The 17544-nt window shown below is 46.2% G+C and carries 11 protein-coding genes; 8 read left to right on the top strand and 3 right to left on the bottom strand.

What is annotated here, in order from left to right:
* Nucleotides 1–125: 125 nt before the first annotated feature.
* Genes AC1HDP_RS00610 through AC1HDP_RS00600 form a run of 3 tightly spaced genes read left to right on the top strand, consistent with a single transcriptional unit; the run spans nucleotide 126 to nucleotide 2325 of the window.
* Nucleotides 126–422: a hypothetical protein gene (locus AC1HDP_RS00610; RefSeq protein WP_479637248.1), complete on the top strand. Its 297-nt coding sequence runs from the start codon at nucleotides 126–128 to the stop codon at nucleotides 420–422.
* Complete coding sequence (locus AC1HDP_RS00605; protein WP_479637247.1) at nucleotides 419–2050, top strand: PepSY-associated TM helix domain-containing protein; 1632 nt, start codon at nucleotides 419–421, stop codon at nucleotides 2048–2050. The genes AC1HDP_RS00610 and AC1HDP_RS00605 overlap by 4 nt, the downstream gene beginning before the upstream one ends.
* Nucleotides 2047–2325, top strand: coding sequence for a hypothetical protein (locus tag AC1HDP_RS00600; RefSeq protein ID WP_479637246.1), 279 nt, complete (start codon nucleotides 2047–2049; stop codon nucleotides 2323–2325). Before AC1HDP_RS00605 ends, AC1HDP_RS00600 begins: the two co-directional genes overlap by 4 nt.
* Before the next feature lie 149 nt (nucleotides 2326–2474).
* Here the strand turns inward: AC1HDP_RS00600 and AC1HDP_RS00595 are convergent, their stop codons facing one another.
* Nucleotides 2475–5801, bottom strand: a complete 3327-nt coding sequence (locus tag AC1HDP_RS00595; protein WP_479637245.1) for a S41 family peptidase — start codon at nucleotides 5799–5801, stop codon at nucleotides 2475–2477.
* 239 nt (nucleotides 5802–6040) lie between these two features.
* A complete protein-coding gene (locus AC1HDP_RS00590; RefSeq protein WP_479637244.1) occupies nucleotides 6041–7819 on the bottom strand; it encodes a M61 family metallopeptidase in 1779 nt (592 codons plus the stop codon).
* 120 nt (nucleotides 7820–7939) lie between these two features.
* Here AC1HDP_RS00590 and AC1HDP_RS00585 point away from each other — a divergent pair, with 120 nt between their 5' ends.
* From AC1HDP_RS00585 to AC1HDP_RS00565, 5 genes are all read left to right on the top strand, one after another.
* The gene (locus AC1HDP_RS00585; protein WP_479637243.1) at nucleotides 7940–10072 is read left to right on the top strand and encodes a tetratricopeptide repeat protein; all 2133 of its coding nucleotides are present in this window, start codon (nucleotides 7940–7942) and stop codon (nucleotides 10070–10072) included.
* Nucleotides 10073–10208: 136 nt separating this feature from the next.
* Nucleotides 10209–11762, top strand: coding sequence for a GGDEF domain-containing protein (locus AC1HDP_RS00580; protein WP_479639792.1), 1554 nt, complete (start codon nucleotides 10209–10211; stop codon nucleotides 11760–11762).
* A gap of 43 nt (nucleotides 11763–11805) precedes the next feature.
* Complete coding sequence (gene ppnN / locus AC1HDP_RS00575) at nucleotides 11806–13164, top strand: nucleotide 5'-monophosphate nucleosidase PpnN (protein ID WP_479637242.1); 1359 nt, start codon at nucleotides 11806–11808, stop codon at nucleotides 13162–13164.
* Nucleotides 13161–13913 (top strand): flap endonuclease Xni, encoded by a 753-nt coding sequence (gene xni / locus AC1HDP_RS00570; protein ID WP_479637241.1) that lies wholly within the window; start codon nucleotides 13161–13163, stop codon nucleotides 13911–13913. The genes ppnN and xni overlap by 4 nt, the downstream gene beginning before the upstream one ends.
* A 125-nt stretch (nucleotides 13914–14038) precedes the next feature.
* Nucleotides 14039–14431: a DUF3192 domain-containing protein gene (locus AC1HDP_RS00565; RefSeq protein WP_479637240.1), complete on the top strand. Its 393-nt coding sequence runs from the start codon at nucleotides 14039–14041 to the stop codon at nucleotides 14429–14431.
* Nucleotides 14432–14616: 185 nt separating this feature from the next.
* On the opposite strand, the gene AC1HDP_RS00560 is transcribed toward AC1HDP_RS00565, so the two are convergent.
* Nucleotides 14617–17472 carry a S9 family peptidase gene (locus AC1HDP_RS00560; RefSeq protein ID WP_479637239.1) on the bottom strand — a complete coding sequence of 952 codons (2856 nt, stop codon included), beginning with the start codon at nucleotides 17470–17472 and terminating at the stop codon, nucleotides 14617–14619.
* Nucleotides 17473–17544: the final 72 nt, after the last annotated feature.

Below are 17544 nucleotides of genomic sequence, written 5' to 3'. Positions count from 1 at the left end.
TAAAAATCTGTGCTCATGGCCACAGATTAAGCATTCGCAGTGCAAGTGATAATGAAAATAGTTATCAATTGACTTTTATTTGTTTACAATAAGTCATCTTTTGCTGTTGGTGTTTGGATTTGTTGGTGTTTAGATTACAGTCTTCCACATTATCGTTTAGCCTCAGGCTGCTTGCAGCCAGCATTGGCAGCTATGGCTGCACGCTCGCTATTTGCACGGCGCTGCATCAGGTATTAACGCTCTCGCCACTGGATAAAGTCTATCTAGTGACCATGTTAGCCTTTGTTATCTTCATCCTTTTAAGTTTACTAAGTCTTTGCCTGCGCTCTTTACCTAAAGTGCTAGGGTTACTTGCCGGCTTAAGTTTGTTATCTCTCGCCACAGTTCGCTACTTGGCTCCATTTGAGGCCATGCCATTATGAAAGAAACCCTTTATCGCTCCATGCTGTGGATCCATACCTGGTTTGGCTTACTGTTATCTTGGCTATTACTACTGGTCTTTTTTGCTGGCACCTTAAGTTATTTTCGCTATGACTTTAATGTGTGGAGTAAGCCTGAGATCCACCAAAACGTGCTGCAAGATTACGCTAGCAGCCGCGTTAGCGCCCAAGTGCAACAAGCGCAGTACTACTTAAGCACCAATGCCAGCCATGCCGCCACTTGGAGTATTCAATTGCCGCGCCAACGCCAACCTTATATCAGCGTGGGTTGGAGCGAGCCTAAACCTGAAGGCAAATCCCGCGGTAAAAGCGTCAGTCATTTTATTACCCATGACAATCAAGTGATTACTGAAACTCGCGATAGTAAAGGCGGCAATTTCTTCTATCGCCTGCATTTTGATTTGCATTATTTGCCCGGCAATATTGGCCGCTACCTCATAGGTATTGCCACTGTCTTTATGCTGTTTGCGCTGATAAGCGGCATTGTTATTCATAAGCGCTTCTTTAAAGATTTCTTCGCATTAAAATTGAACAAAGGCCATAGATCTTGGTTAGACAGCCACACGATTAGCTCAGTGTTTGGTTTGCCTTATCATCTAGTGATTAGTTTTACTGGCTTGATTGCGTTAATGTTTTTATACATGCCGCTACCGCTGGACTTAGAATTTAACGGCGATAGGCAGCAGATGCAGGCACAGGTGGACCCAACCTCTGTGCGCACTGAGGCAAGTCTCGAACTGAGTGCTGAGCCCGTCATCGACATAGCTAGCCTAATTCATAACAATCAGCATTTATGGGCCAATTTACCTGTGCGCCGCATTAGTGTGCAGCACCCAGGGCGCGTTAACAGTCAGGTAGTCATTGAAGCTAATACCGAGCAGCAAATTACTGAAAAAGAACCTAAATGGGTGTTTAACGGCATAAACGGTGAGCTGATTAGCCAAACGCCACGTACGTCATCCATCATAGTTGAAACCTATGACACTTTACTGGCGCTGCATACAGGTCGCTTTGCCGACAATGGCTTACGATTATTATTAGGATTTGCCGGGTTATTAGGCTGCTTGATGATAGCCTCAGGCAATATTTTATGGGTGAAAAAGCGCCTACAAAAACGCACTATGAGCGCGGCTGACAGTGTTGGCTTAAGCCTAGTTCAGCGCTTAAATCTAGGCTTTATTAGCGGCTTACCGCTGGCCACTGCGGTGTTTTTACTGAGTAATCGCCTATTGTTGCCAGACTTAGCCCAGCGCGCCGATTGGGAAGTGCATTGCTTTTTTATCGCCCTTGGCGCTTGGCTATTCTTAAGTTTACTCGGCCTTGGTTCATGGTTTAGCGGTTTACTACTGGCAGCGCTTGCTTGGCTGGCAGTGCCCGTCATTAATGCCCTGACATCTGAGCACCTCATCAGCAATATTTCCCTTGGCCAATGGCCGTTAGTACGGGTGGATATACTTGCGTTACTGATTGCTGGCATGCTGTTTGGCGCCGTTTGGTATGCTTATGCGCAGCGCCAAAGTGTGAATGTTACTGCTAAAGGCAACAGCGCTAATCTTGCCGTTAAGGCCAAACGAACAGCTAATCCTAAGCTTAATGGAGCACAATCATGAGCCTAATCATTTTTAGTCTAATGCTGGTTGCCATGGGCTTATTTTCAGTGGTGAGCCAGCAAGGCATAGCCAAACGCTTTGGCATTAAACTTAAATCCAAGGTGCGGACCAAGTGCAAATACTTAGCCTCAATATTATTAAGCGTTAGCGCCTTAGTGATGATAATGACAGCTGGGGCTTACGGTTTGATTGTATGGACCTTACTGCTAGCCGTCGTGGCGCTAATAATGATTGCTTTAAGTGACTGGCCAACAATCAATAGCGGCAACTATTAATCTCTGCCGCTTAAATCTAACTAGTGACCAACATAAATAAAGGCCTGCAATGCAGGCCTTTATTATGCTTTGGCTTTATTGGTGCCACTTCTTACATGGGGCGCTTTTATCGTTAGCTCTTAGCGCTCTCCGTTAACGCCTAGATGCAACTAGTTAATATCTTGCGCTTTAGTGCCCTTAGGTAAAGGCAAGGCCTTAAGCTCGGGCACAGGTTCAACGTTAATTTTTTCATTTAAGTAACGCAGTGCCGCTTGCAGCTGCGCATCCTCACCTTTATAGCTCTCATGAGGTAAGTTTTCGACTTCAATATCTGGAGTCACGCCTAAGCCTTCGACTATCCAGCGACCATCCATAGCGTACTGCGGATATTCAGCCACTCGCGCCATGCCATTATCCGCAAGAGTATTGCGCCCAGATAACCACACCCCAGCGCCGGCGGTTTGCTTGCCAATGAGCGGCGCTAACCCTAAGGCCTTAATACCCGCCGCAAAGGTTTCACCGTCTGAATAGGTTAACTGATCGGTAAGCACGACTAAGTGGCCGCGGAACGTCTGCTGCATATTGACGTAAGGCGTGCCTTGAGTGGGCTGCCAAAATGCCCAAGCGCGGCGCAATAATTTCTCAATAATCCAACTATCAATATTGCCACCACGGTTACGCCTAACATCAATAATTAAGCCCTGTTTGTCATAATTGGTGTAAAACTCTCGGGCAAAATCATTGATATCATTGTGCCCCATGGCATAAAGATGCAAGTAGCCGACCTTATTGGCCGTACTGCTTGATACTGAATGACGATTGGCCACCACCCAGTCTTGATAACGCAGTTTGGCATCATCCTCGGCAGAGATAGGCGTGACTAATGTTTGATGGGTTTGCTGGTTTTGATCCGCGCGACTTAAGGTGAGTAACACAGGTTGCGCCACTTGATTACTGAGCAAACGGCTGACATCGGCCATAGAGCGCACCAGCTGGCCATTAATCGCCACCAACTTATCACCGACTTTGGCATTCACCCCAGGTTTTGCCAAAGGCGGCGCGGCATTAGGCAATTCAATGTCATGTCCATAAATGGATGTCAACACCACGCCATTCGCCGTTTGCTTAAGTTGCCCACCTAAGCTTGCGACTTTAGGTAAATCCGCTTGCTTACTGACATCGCCGCCACGCACTTGGCTATGGAGTGAATTAAGCTCAGCCATCATTTGTTCAAATAAGTCATTGAGCTCATATCTGTCGGTTACCCGCGCCAATAATGGCTGATATTTTTGTTTAACGGCCTGCCAGTCAAGGCCGCGCATCTTAGGATCATAAAACTGATGTTGGTGCATTTGATGAGCATCATCAAACAATTGCTGCCACTCAGCCACAGGATCTAAGCTCAATTGCCACGGGCTTAATGATAGGGTCGCCTCAGCCAGAGAACTTGGTAACTTATCGCTGGCATCCACAATAATTAAACTGGGTTTTGGCAGTTGCTGCTGTAATAACAAGCGTTTTTTATCTGGTGACAGTGCAAAATAGGCTATGTTATCAGCCACTTTAGTCGCGCTGGCTTTACCTGCCTCAAAGCTAATAAACTGCAAACTGGGCTGACTATCAGGCTTATTGTCGCTATCTAATACATATAAGCCTTTATCTGTGGGTTGCAGATTCTGGTAATTACCGCTCGCAACCGGCACTTGCCATAACCTTTGCGCTAATCCGTCCCAGTCCACACTAACGAGTGGTGATGGGGTTTTATCGCTCGTAGCTTTCGCTGGCTCAGGGGTTAACTCTGTCACGGGCGCGAATGGAAATTGCGCCTCTTTAGTTAAGGCTAAGGCAAAAATTTGGCTGCGGCGATCAAACACTGGCCCCATGTTACGATCGCCCCACGGGCTAGTAGGACTCGAGCTAAATTCGCGGTTAGATAAGAAATACAGCCACTTGCCATCGTCACTAAATCTTGGTGAAAACGACTCGTATTTATCTGAGGTTAAATACTCAGTGCGCTTATCTACTAGCGAATACAAAAGGATTTGCGACCTTTGCTGGCCAATTTTGGCCTGAGTGATAGCAATGAAGCGACTATCGGGTGACCAGATTAAATCAGGGTGCGGCCCTAAGCCTTCACTGCCCGATAAAATGAGCTGATTGGTGCGCGCCTTAATGCTTAATAACCAAATATTGCCTTGATAATCATCATGCAATAAATAGCGGCCATCGGGAGATACTGCTAAGGCTGTGCGCAAGGTATCGCCCTTTTCGGTCAGCTGAGTGGCGTCTTGACTGCCATCAGCGGCTAATTGCCACAATTGCTGCTGTCCGGCTTGGGAGCCAATAGCATAAATCCACTGCCCATCTGGGCTTATAATGGCTTGACTCATGCGGGCATTATCTGGGCTGGCAACGCTGACTAAACGCCGCCCCTTTTCACCCACTACCGCTATTTTTCCTCGCGCTGTGACTATGGCTTGGCGGCCATTGGCAGCAAAACTGACATGGGATAAATAGGCTAAAGGATCGCTAATGCGATTAGGCTGTTTTTGGCTGAAATCGGATTGCAAACTTATGACAGGCTGAGTAACGCTTGCGCTTTCTATATCCAGCACTTCAATATCAGCGCCCCGCGACCACACCAGCTTGCCATGTTTAAGGTTGGCTTGGCGGATAGGATAATCTGTGTAATGGGTGATTTGCGTTAGCTGATTATCATCAAGATTTAAGCGCCAAATATTATCTAAGCCACTCTCATCACTAATAAAATACATTTGCTGCTGCCACAGCATAGGTTGGCGCAGTGAGCCTTGATGTTCAGCTAGCAAACGAGTGGCCTCAGTGTCTGTCTCTAACTGATATTGCCAAATCTCGCCCTTAGCGCCGCCGCGATACACCTGAGCATTATCGCCGCTGGCTTGCAGACCAAAACGCACGAAGAACACCCGCTTGCCGTCACTGGTAATATCGCCTTCGATGGCATCCACTAGCGGCACATCTTGAGTTATCAAGCTGTGAGGCGACACAGTTTTGAGCAGCCAGCGGTTTGATGGCCCCAAGGTTTTATCTGTGGCATATAAAATATCGCCACTTGGAGTAAAGCCTTGCAAGCGAACGCGATGATCTTCAAAGGTCGCGCGCTTAGGCACGCCGCCATTGATGCTCATCACATAAACTTCATCGGCGCCATCATAATTGGCGACAAAGGCAAGCAGCTTACCGTCTGGTGAGATATGCGGATGGGATTCAAGCGCCGCTTGACTGGTTAACCGAGTGGCAACGCCTTGATTAAGCGTTTGTTTCCAAATATCCCCTTCAGCGGTAAACACTAAAGTATCTTGATGGATATCTGGCATCCGATAATAGCCAAGGCCAGTTACTGAGTTTAAATCAGCGCCTAACGCTTGGGTGTTGGCAGCACCATCAGCAGCTGCCAAGGTGAATAACGGCGCAGTGAGCAGTAAACTACAGAGTAAATAAAGCGGGCGGTACGTCATAATTTCAGCATCCCTAAACTATTGTTTTATTTTTGTGACAATAACTTAGCAAATTGACTGCTGGATTTATAGCCAGAGTTTGTTAGTAAAGTTTGTAGTGAGTGATTGCAGCCAAAACTTATTGCTAGAGTTCATCTATTTTTCAATTCATCAATTCAGCGCACGCCCATAAAAAAGGCCAGCGCGAGCTGACCTTAGGTAAACGCAGACAATAAATAAACGCAGTCAATTAAGCCTAATTACTTATACGGCCAATCGATACCCAGCCACGCCTTGAAAAAGGCTTTTTGACTATCACTCGCCCCAGCCATAGGTTTAATCTCAAGCTTGCCCTGAGATTTCTCCTCTAAAATCATTGTGGTGGTTTTAAGGGTATCGTTACTGAAATAACTGAGCTCCACTTTATCGCCCGGCTCAAAATCTTCAAACCGCTTAGTTAAACCGTCAGGGGTGACTTTAAGGCCATTAATGGCCACCAGTTCATCGCCTTCATGCAGGCCTGCGCGCCACGCCGCGCCATCACGTTTAACATGCTCAAGCTTCAAGCTGCCTTTGGCGGCTTTTACCCCAAAGTTAGCCTTAACCGCTTCTTCTTTGCCATAAGTAATGCTTAAGCCCGCCATGGCCAACAGTTCTGGGAAATTGGCTTGCCACGGACTATCGATATGGATTTGCCACCAAGGGTCATAAGATTTACCCGCTAACGAAGCCAAAATAGTTTTAACATCTGCCACCCCAAACGCCGCCGGTAAACGATAATCACGATATAAACGCTGATGCACATCACGATAAGAATGCTTAAGGTCAGTATCTTCTAACAGATTAAAATCTAAGGCTAATGACACTAAGTAACCTTCGGAATAGATATTTACCCCATGGTTAGTACCGTAATCGCCGCCTTGCTCGACCCAAGTGGATTCACTGGCTTCGGCCACCGACTGCTGCCGAGCACCGGGGCGGTTAAGGTTATCGTTAATCCGTTTAGCTAAATCTTCCATAAACTCTTGATGGGTAATGACGCCAGCGCGCAGCAATAACTGGTATTGAAAATAACTGGTGGAGCCTTCAGAAAGCCACAACAAGGGCGTGATAGTTTCTTGCTGATACTGATACTTGGCTAAGCCTTCAGGGCGATATTGCTTGACGTTCCACGTATGAATAAATTCATGGGACGCTGTGCCGATAAAGCCGACATAGTCTTTGCGCTCCCTAAAATTAAACCTAGGCAACTGAATAATGGTGGAATTTAAATGTTCAGTAGCGCCGCGCTCGCCATTCGTGGCATGCACCATATAGACGTAGCGCTCAAACGGATAATCATCCCAAATGGCGCTGGCACTGCCACTGAGTTTTTTAAGATCGAGCGCTATTTGATCAAGATCGTAATTGCCCTCGCCCCACACCACGAGCTCATAATCGCGGCCATTGGCACTAAATGTGCGCACCTGACTAATACCGGTTTCAATGGGCGAGTCCACTAGCACATCATAATTGGGTGCCACAAAAGAGTGAGGCTGCCAGCCTGAGGTCATGCCGGAATAACTGCGCCACTCATCAGGCACTTGCATGTTAACGCGCAGGCTATCTTCACGAAATTCTGGACTGTAAACAAACACGCCGCTGGCATCTAAAAATGCATGGCTGGCATCAATATGGCGCACCCGACTCCCGAGTAAATCGGCATGCAATTGATAGGTCACTCGCACACTGGTGGGCGCAGTTAACTCAACTTGCCACTCACCGCTCGCCACTCGGTTAACACTCAGTGGTTTCCCTTGGGCGTCATAGGCCTTAAATTCACGCAAACCATCAGCCAACGGCAGTATTTGATACTTACCAGTGCGCCACACGGGCAAGTTAATGGTGAGGGCTGACGCCACAGTTTCGGGAAAAATAACTTCTACATTAGCCAGTTGATGCTCAGGCCGAGTCAAATCAATGTTATATTGGACGTCGCTGTAGGCGGCAAAGCTAAAAAAGGTACCTATCGCAACAAATACGCGAAAATCAGGTTTCATGGCTTAATCCTTCTGTTATCATCCTTTTTACAAAGTTTCTGGAGTATAACAAGTAAAATCAACAGTCTCAGCATTAATTAACACAATTAACATAATGCACCACCTTATTTGGAATAGCTGATGCCCTTATTTGCCATTCAATGGTTTATTGTTTTATTTGTCTTGTTCGCAGGTCAAGTTCACGCAAGCGTAACTATTGACGATGAAATTGCCGTCAGAGAAACACCGCAAGCCTTATATGACAACTTAAATGTACAACTTAATAGTGACAGTAAACCATTAAGCCTGACCCGCTTGAGTCACCGCAGCTGGGGGCTAAATCAAGACGCCTTGTTCCGCCAATACTATCTGTTTATTCGCTTAAGCATGGAGCCTGGGGTGACTGTGCCGTCAAGCCATCCTGATAACTCGAAGCTGATTGAGATGTTAGCGTCATTTGCCAAGACCCCATACCAACAAGCTGTAATTGAAGTGCTCAAAGGGCGCATCATAGGTAAAGAGCAATACAACTACCCACAGGTAGAAACTCACTATCAAGCCGCGCTAGCGTTAATTAAAGAGAACACCTCGCAAGAAGCGCGGTTGCTTAGATTCACTATTCATGATCATCTCGGCTCCTTGTTGTTATTAACTAATCAAAAACAACCTGCATTACAGCACCTTGAAGCCATGCGTGAGCGCGCGCTACACTTATCATCGCCCTACTTATTGGCTTATTCCAATTCACGCCTTGGCAAGTTTCACACCCAATTTGAGCAGCATAGACAAGCGCTGCAATACTTCTCCCAAGCGCACCAATTGGCCAGTACTACCCAATCGCCCAAATTATTAGCCCTGATTAATTTTCGAATATCTCAGGTTTACCGAGAGCTTGGCCAACTGGATGATGCTCTCCAGCATGCCCACAAGGCCGCCGATAGCTTTATGGTGTTAAAGGATGATGCCTATTTGTCACAAGCCATGAGCGCCATCGCCATGATTTATGCTAAACAAGAGTCATGGCAACAAGCCATTGATTACTACCTTAATGCCCAAGCCATAGATAAGCGCCGTCAAAACATTATCTTCATGGCCTTAAATTATCATAATCTGGGTGAGGCTTATGCCAACATTGGCGATTTAAACGCTTCAATCTCATCACTATTGCAAGCAAATCAAACATTTACCAATAAAAAAACTAACCATTATTTGATTCATAACGAGATATTGCTGGCGCAAGTTCGCAATAAACAGCAAAACTATCAAGAAGCCATTAAGCACGCCAACAAGGCGATTACCTTGGCCCTTGAAAGTAATAATCTGGAAGTGGAAGTCGAAGCCAAACAGCATTTAATTTTTGCATTAGAACACTCAGGCGAAATCACTAAAGCCCTCACCTTAAGTAAACAAGTATTAGTGCTAAAAAAACAATTGATACAACAGGCTAAGCCCCACGATGACGTGAATGCGGCGCTGCAACAACAGCGCTTGAAAATTGAGTTAGATACCGCCAAGAGCCGCGTAGCTAAGCAAGAAAGAAACATACATTTCGCCCAAATTGCGGCGCTGTTTAGTACCCTTGGGCTGTTAACCGCCTTATTAGTGTTAGCCACCATTTGGCGTAAGCATTATTTAAACGCAAAACAATTAAGTTACTTAACACGCCAAGCGCTGCAAGAACCTATTACCTTATCCCCTGGGTACAACTCATTTATTGCCAACCTTGAAAATTCTTGGTTAAGCCAGCCAGGCACGATTGCCTTAATGACTGTCCAATCGAATCCCAATCAGGATTTGTTACTGGGGCAAGAGGATTTCAGTCACTATTTTCAGCAGCAACTGGGTGAACTGGCCGCATTATCCGAGCTTGAAATCTTTGCCTTAAGGCCAGGTCTCATCGGAATTTACAGCCAGCAAGTACTGACGCCCGATGAACTTGTTAGCATCATAGAGTCAGCGTGGACATCAGCGCAGAAGTGGTCGTTAGGGCTGGTAAACCTGCCATTTCTAGCCAATAAATATGTGCCGATTAATGCTAAAACCTTGTATCAGTGTCTGCAATTTGCCTGCGCTGGCGCCTTAAGTTTGCAGCAGCATCAAGCCTTTGTGAGTTTTCATACCTTAGACTTCACTCCGCCCACTATTTTTACCACTCAGCTGTATATGCGTTTAACCCAAGCCATCAATCGCGGCTTAATTCGAGTCACCTGCAGTTGTGATAAACAGCAAATTACTTGGCCAAGTAGTGGCGCGCAGACACAGAGCACAGAGTGAGATGCGTAAATATCAAAGCTCAGATGAATTTTTATGTATTTTCTGTAGGTTACATTTGCACTTCATTGAGCTTTAGATACTATTACATTAGTTTCACTCACAGTTAAGAGACTGATACCTTAGGTGACTCGGAAAAATTATGGATAATTTTACCAACAACACGCAAGCGGCACATCTCAAGCACAAGCTACAACTGGCTAAAGAAGCAATGCTGCAGTTAGAAGCTGACCGCGACGCCAAGCTGCAAACCTTATTATCCCTGATTAATCACTTAAGTAGCGCCTGTAAAGGCCACAACACTGAGCTTGATAATCGCCTCAACAAGCTTAAAAACCAGCTCAATAGTTACGACAAGTTTGAGTTTGTCGCCGCCGATATTATTGATTTGCAACGCTTACTTAAGGGCCACTCCAGTGAAGTATTAGTGCGGCTTGAATCAGGGCGCAGCCATATAAATGACCTGACCCAAGAACTGTTAAGCGTGCAGCAGTTAGAGGGTCCCAGTCGTCATGAACTCAGCTATTTTCGCCAAGCCAATAGCCAGCCCTATAGCAATGTATGGGAATACATACCTAAACTTGAGCTATTACTGGAGCATTTTCACAGCCTGCTAAGTAGCCAGCTACCCGCCAATACTGAGCTTAATGTCTTACCTAAGTTTCAATTGCTGGCCGAGGATTTGTTTGAACTGCTTGCCAAAATTGAGTTCCCAGCCACCCAGCAAACCCAAATAAATGACCTTGTGTCTATCCTCAAACATGACTTGAATGCCGACCAACTGCTACTCACTTATCAGCAGTTATTAACCTTAGTCATCGACACTATTTATCAAGAAAAAACCGCGTCTCAAGAGTTTTTATTCGCGCTCAACCATACCTTAACCACAGTGCGCGATGCCGTCGGTCAAGGCATGACTCACTATCAACGCAGCTCGCAGCTTAAGACCCAATTAAACCACGAAATCTTTACCCGCATTGATGACTTAAGTCGCCAAAGCTTAACCTCACAGCCGATAGAGCAACTTAAGCAACTAGTGACTGAACAACTGGCCTGCATCCACAACACCTTAACGCGTAAAGATGCCATAGAGCAGCGCGAGCAGCTATTGCTGCAAAAGACCATGGATGGCCTTCATAAAAAAATCGACAACCTTAACAATGAGGCCACAAGCTATAAAGAGCGATTTTTCGAGCAGCAAAAAATCAATATGCTCGACAGCTTAACTCAATTGCCGAACCGCGCCGCGCTTGATCAAAAAATGGAAATTGAATATCGCAGCGCCATTCGCCAGCAACATACCTTGTGGCTCGCCATACTCGATATCGATCATTTTAAAGAGATTAATGACGCCTATGGTCATACCTCGGGAGATAAAGCGCTGCAAGTCATAGCCACCGCCCTGCGTCAAAGCCTCAGGGAAAGCGAGTTTGTTGCCCGATATGGCGGTGAAGAATTTGTGTTGCTAATACCAGGAGTATGCCAAGATGATATTGAGCAACTACTTAATCGTGTTCGTGAAAAAATAAAAAATGTTCAATTCAAATTTAAACAACAACCCGTGATAATAACGGTGTCGATAGGCGCAGCGCAGCTTGCTAGCTCAGAAACCATCCAAGATACCTTTGAGCGAGCCGATGCCGCTCTTTACCAAGCCAAGCACCAAAATCGAGACTGCGTCATTATCGACTAATCATGGGATCGTGAAGTGATATTCACTCAGCAAGGAGTGGCTTATGATAGTGAGAATCAGCCCCAAAGGCAGCATGGACCAACTGTCGCAATTAGAAGTGCAGCGCCTTAAACAAAGTTCTCAAAGCGATCTTTACCAACTGTACCGCAATTGTTCGTTAGCTGTGCTCGCCTCAGGCATGCATACCGACAACGCCTCAGTATTATTTGATAAATATCGAGATTTCCAAGTAAACGTCCTCACCCGTGAGCGCGGTTTACAACTGGAATTAATCAATCCGCCCGAGCAAGCCTTTGTGGATGGTGAGATTATTTTAGGTCTGCAAGAACACCTGTTTTCTGTACTGCGCGACTTACTTTATGTCAGCAATAAATATGACAGTTTTAATCATATTAACCTCAGTAATTCGAGCCATATTACCGATGTCGTGTTTGATATTTTGCGCAATGCTAAAGTGCTGCCCACCAATCGCGACCCCAACATAGTGGTGTGCTGGGGCGGTCATAGTATCAACGAGATTGAATACAACTATACCCGCGAAGTCGGCTATCAAATGGGGCTAAGAAAGCTCGACATTTGTACTGGTTGTGGTCCTGGCGCTATGGAAGGCCCTATGAAAGGCGCCGCCATAGGCCACGCTAAGCAGCGCCTGCATAATGCCCGTTATATTGGCTTAACAGAACCCAGCATCATAGCGGCCGAGCCGCCCAATCAAATAGTTAATGAACTGGTAATTTTGCCAGACATTGAAAAACGCCTTGAAGCCTTTGTGCGCCTTGGCCATGGCATAGTGATTTTCCCAGGGGGCGCAGGTACCGCTGAAGAACTTTTATATCTACTGGGGATTTTACTTAATCCGCAGAACGAGGATATCCCCTTCCCCTTGGTATTAACTGGGCCCAAAGAAAGCCGCGCCTATTTTGAAGAGATTGATGCCTTTATTCACGCTACTTTAGGGCCAGAGGCACAAGCTAAGTACCAAATCATTGTCGAAGATCCAAGTGCTGTGGCTTTTTACATGAAGCAAAGCATGGATCAAATCAAAGCCTATCGACGCGCAACTAAGGACGCTTATCAATACCAATGGGCGCTTAAAATTGAACCAGAATTTCAATTACCTTTTATTCCAACCCATGATGTAGTGGCTAATTTAGCATTACAGCTTGATTGTGAAGATAAAGCTAAGTTAGCGGCTAACCTAAGACGCGCCTTTTCTGCTATTGTGGCCGGCAATGTGAAAGCCGATACTTTAGCGCTCATAAAGCAGCAGGGACCCTTTGAAATTCATGGCGATCCACAATTAATGGAACGCATGGATAAGTTATTACAAGCCTTTGTCAGTCAACAACGAATGAAGCTTCCCGGCAGTGCCTATGTGCCCTGTTATAAAATAGTGAAATGAACAATTTATTAATCATAGACGGCATGAATCTCACCCGACGATTACATGCCACCATGGGAGCCCCGCTTGATGGGGCTCAATTACAACTGCGCCTAGAACATGCCTGTGAAAAACTTAAACGTTTGCATCAACCCAGCCACTTAGTGATAGTGTGGGATGGTGATGCTATCTCTTGGCGCAAACATTTATACCCAGACTATAAAAAAGGGCGTAAGTCTATGCCTGAAGATCTCGCACAAGTGTTGCCCGCAATAAAGCAGGCCCTCACAGCGCAAGGATTTTACGGCTTACAGGCAGAAAGCGAGGCCGATGATGTCATCGCCACCTTAGCTTGCAAACTCACGGCCCATCAAGGCCATGCCATCATAGTCTCCACCGATAAAGGCTTTAGCCAATTACTGCATCCGCATATCCGCCAATGGGATTACTTTTCTAAGGCGCCGTTTGATCACGCGGCGCTATGCGCTAAATTGGGCATAGAACTTAACCAATTACTCGACTTTTTTGCGCTGGCAGGTGATAGCGGCAATAAGATCCCTGGGATCACTGGCATAGGCGGTAAAACCGCCGCAGAATTGTTAAAGCAGTATCAGCACTTAGCTAATCTGTATCAGCATATCGATGAAGTGCCAGACAAGCTGCAGCAAAAACTGATTGCTGGCAAAGAGCTAGCAAGGCTTAGCTATAAGCTCGCCAAACTGAATCAAGAGTTACCGCTCGCGGTCAGCCTTAATCAATTTCGCTGCTAAACACTGTATTGTCACAACCATCAAAATGGCAGTTGTTAATTAGTTGCAACAAAAGGTAACAATTCCATTTTGTGACGGGGTGATTCTCGCGTTATCTTTAAACCATATTGTTTAAGGATATCATTATGAAATTCAAACTCGCTTGGGTGGTTGCCACCCTCTTTGTAGCTTATGTCGTATTTGTCGCTGTGGTGGTGTTTATGTATGAGCCGCAGCCGCAAGATTTAGATTGGGATGATAGGCAACTATTTAATCAACAAACCATAGCCAAACTTGAACTCGGCCAAGAGAAACAGCAGATCATTACTTTGCTCGGCCCTGCCGACATCTCTGAGGCCAAGCCTGTGACTAATGGCACCTTAACTGTATTGTTCTACCGCACTCAGCATGTGTCATCGGACGGTAAAACCAGCCGTGATGAATGTACGCCGCTGCTATTTTTAGATAACAAGCTCACGGCTTGGGGCAATGACAGTTACCAATCGTTTCTTGATAGCCCCTTTGCACTGGCCAATTAAACTAAATTGGCTAAGCAATCACGCGCCTTAACGCCTTAGACGCTAAACGTAAAAACATAACAATGTAAAAAATTAAAATAAAAAGAGTGGCTACACAGCCACTCTTTTTTATAGGCTTTTGATGCCTTTATTTCTCTATTGGGTTGATTATCAGGCTTGCCCCCGAACCAACCAAAACCTGCGGTCTACTCCTCAGCATTGGGCCTAGGTTGATAGGCTTCACCAGCAGATAACCACTGCGGCGCGGCGCTACCTTTAAGGTAATGGTCAAAATACTGTTTCATTTTTATGCTGTAATCGAGCTTATTTGGGTACTTTTTCAAATGATGCGGCTCGTCTTGATATTGCAGCATAACCACTTCTTTGCCAGCGCGGCGCATGGCTAAATACATCTCAACCCCTTGCTCCCACGGCACAGCATCATCTTTATCGCCAAACATTATCATCATAGGGGTGGTGATGCGGTCAGCATAAAATACTGGTGAATTTTCAATATACTTTTGCGGCGACTCAAACAAGCTATCACCTATGCGGCTTTGGCCTGTTTCGTATTGAAATTGGCGCGCAAGGCCAGTGCCGTGGCGAATGGCTGAATAGGCACTGGTCATATTACTCACAGGTGCGCCGCTCACCGCCGCATTAAACATAGGGGTTTGAGTAACCACAAACGCCGTTTGATACCCACCCCATGAATGGCCATGGATCCCCACCGCATTAACATCGGCTATGCCCATATCAATCAGCTTTTGTACGCCCGAGGTTAAGGCCAAAGTGGATGAATGCCCTGGGGCGCCGATTTCAAAGCGAATATCGGGCAAAAATATGGCGTAGCCGTTAGCAGCATACCATGCAAAATTGGGGCGATGGTTAATTTTCATCTCAGGAAAGGCGTGCAATCTATCGCTCATAAAGCGATAAAAATACACTAACACAGGCACAGGTTTGCCCGCTTGATAGTTGGTTGGGGTAATAAGCACACCATCAAGAGGTTTACCATCCGCCCCTTGCCATTGCACTAATTGCGCCGCTCCCCAGTCAAAGGCTTGGCGCTGCTTATCCAGCTCAGTCAGGCGCACAGCTTGCTGCGGCTTAAGTAATGGGCTTACATATAAATCAGGATATAAATCAAAGCGTTCTTGGCTAAAGACTAGCGTATCAGCATCCCTTGCGCGCGCCAGTAGCTTAATTTTTACTTTGGCGGATTGAGGAGCACTGCCTGCTAATGCTTTAGTACCGAGAATACCAACGTTAAGCTGATGCAAGCTATCGCTTTTCGTGCGCTCATTATAAGCATGCACTAATACAGCATCCCCAGCGCGCACTGTGGCGGGGCGCTTACTATCGGCGCTTATGACATCATCCACCAAGGCTTGCACTCGATATTGCTCTGCCGCCTCACGTCCCGAGGTGAGGTTAAGCGGCGCTTTTCCTAAGCTAGATAACTGCCAAATATCGTATTTGTCATACACAAGCACGGCCGAGTCATCATCAAGCCAAGGCCCTACCCCATAACCTGGGGCAGCCTTAGGGTAATCATTATCTTCATCGGCAAAAGGCGTGCTAATAGCTGCGGTTAATACTGAATGCTTCTGCGCCGCGACATCGTAAAGCTTGACTTGGCCTTGATGAAAATACACTAGATAGCGGCCATTAGGTGACAGACTTGGCGCTTGGTCGCTGCCTTGCTGAGTTAGTACTAAGCGGCGCTCACCTGTAGTTAAATCAAACAGATAATAATCACGATAAAACCCCGCCCAAGTGATCATCGTTAAATAAGGCTTATCACTACTCATCAGCACTTGATTACCCATCTGCGGCCAATGCACAGTCGCGACTTCACTATCGGCTAATTGCTGCACGGTTAGGCTCTTAGTGTTCAATGCCGCCCAATAGTTATGTTCAAGCTTGCTGCTGTATTGCTTAATTTCATGGGGCTTAATGCGCGGGTCGTCGCCATGCCAGACATTAAGTTCACGCTGGGCGGTGACTTTATCAATGTTAAACAGCTCAGCTTGCTGGCTAATTTTAGCGAGCGGCAAAATGCGGCTCACCTCAGGCACGCGGCCAAAAAATAAATAATCGCCCGCCTCATTAAAGCGCAGCTGAGCGTAGCGATTAAGTGGCCAATTAGCATCTGTCTTTATCGGCATGAGGCGCTCATGCTGGGTTAACCACAATTGATAGTGACGCGCATCAATATGCAAACGGCTATCGCCCAAGGTAAAGGCTTGCTGCTTGCCATCATCACTAATAGCAAGCGCCCCAACGATAGGAGTGATACTGCCAGTTGCGCTAGCTGCCTCATACACAGATGATTTATCACCACTGATACCATCCACCAGCAGGATATGGCTGCCCTCTTTGCTTACCTCAGCCAGTAGCACCTTAGGGCAATGTTTAGCAAAGGCGTAGCGGCTTACGGCATCAAAGTGCACTTGCTTCGCACTATCCAGCAGCACTAAGATCAAAGGCCGACCGATATCATCTTTAGCTGGCTTATGTCCGTTAGCATCTTTAACCTCTTGCTTGCTAGCGTTAACACTTAACTCGTTCTTAACGGCTTTTTTATCTGTTTCAGCTGCCTCAAACCAAATCGCTAATACTGTGCCACTTGGGTTAAAGGCAAAGGATTCGACCCCAGCAAAGGTTTGTCTGTGGCCTGTGTGAGTATCGAGTAGCGCCATGCCCGCGGTTAACTTTTTGAGGGTCTGTTTATCTTTAGATTCTTTTTCAAATAAGCTTAAGGGTAATTTCACTGCCACAAAGCGACCATCGCGGCTAATTTGCGGGTTACCCGCGTTAGCAATTTGATAGCTAAGGCTATTATCTGTGCGCTTAATGAGTACTTCACTATCACCGCGATCTGGACTCACTTCCACCGCCAACACTTCACCATTGGCCGATAACTGCGGCGCAGCGAGCGATTTAAACTGCATCACATCGGTTAACTCAAGGGTGCGCGCGGTCGCAGCGATACTCAAGTCTGGCGCTATGCCGGCCAAGACCAAGCTTGCGATTAAGGTTAAGGGTAATAACTTCAAAGGGAGCCTCTTTTATTGTTATTAGACTAAAGATTTTTTAGCACTTTGGCCTTACATCAGCATATCTGCTAT

The sequence above is a fragment of the Shewanella sp. ISS20 genome (assembly GCF_056522965.1).
Note: the sequence above shows the minus strand (reverse complement) of the source record. Positions and strands in the feature narration are given on the sequence as shown.

Coding starts and splice junctions, on each gene's coding strand:
- AC1HDP_RS00595 (WP_479637245.1), bottom strand. CDS start 5,801: ATGACGTACCGCCCGCTTTATTTACTCTGTAGTTTACTGCTCACTGCG.
- AC1HDP_RS00600 (WP_479637246.1), top strand. CDS start 2,047: ATGAGCCTAATCATTTTTAGTCTAATGCTGGTTGCCATGGGCTTATTT.
- AC1HDP_RS00585 (WP_479637243.1), top strand. CDS start 7,940: ATGCCCTTATTTGCCATTCAATGGTTTATTGTTTTATTTGTCTTGTTC.
- AC1HDP_RS00565 (WP_479637240.1), top strand. CDS start 14,039: ATGAAATTCAAACTCGCTTGGGTGGTTGCCACCCTCTTTGTAGCTTAT.
- xni (WP_479637241.1), top strand. CDS start 13,161: ATGAACAATTTATTAATCATAGACGGCATGAATCTCACCCGACGATTA.
- ppnN (WP_479637242.1), top strand. CDS start 11,806: ATGATAGTGAGAATCAGCCCCAAAGGCAGCATGGACCAACTGTCGCAA.
- AC1HDP_RS00590 (WP_479637244.1), bottom strand. CDS start 7,819: ATGAAACCTGATTTTCGCGTATTTGTTGCGATAGGTACCTTTTTTAGC.
- AC1HDP_RS00605 (WP_479637247.1), top strand. CDS start 419: ATGAAAGAAACCCTTTATCGCTCCATGCTGTGGATCCATACCTGGTTT.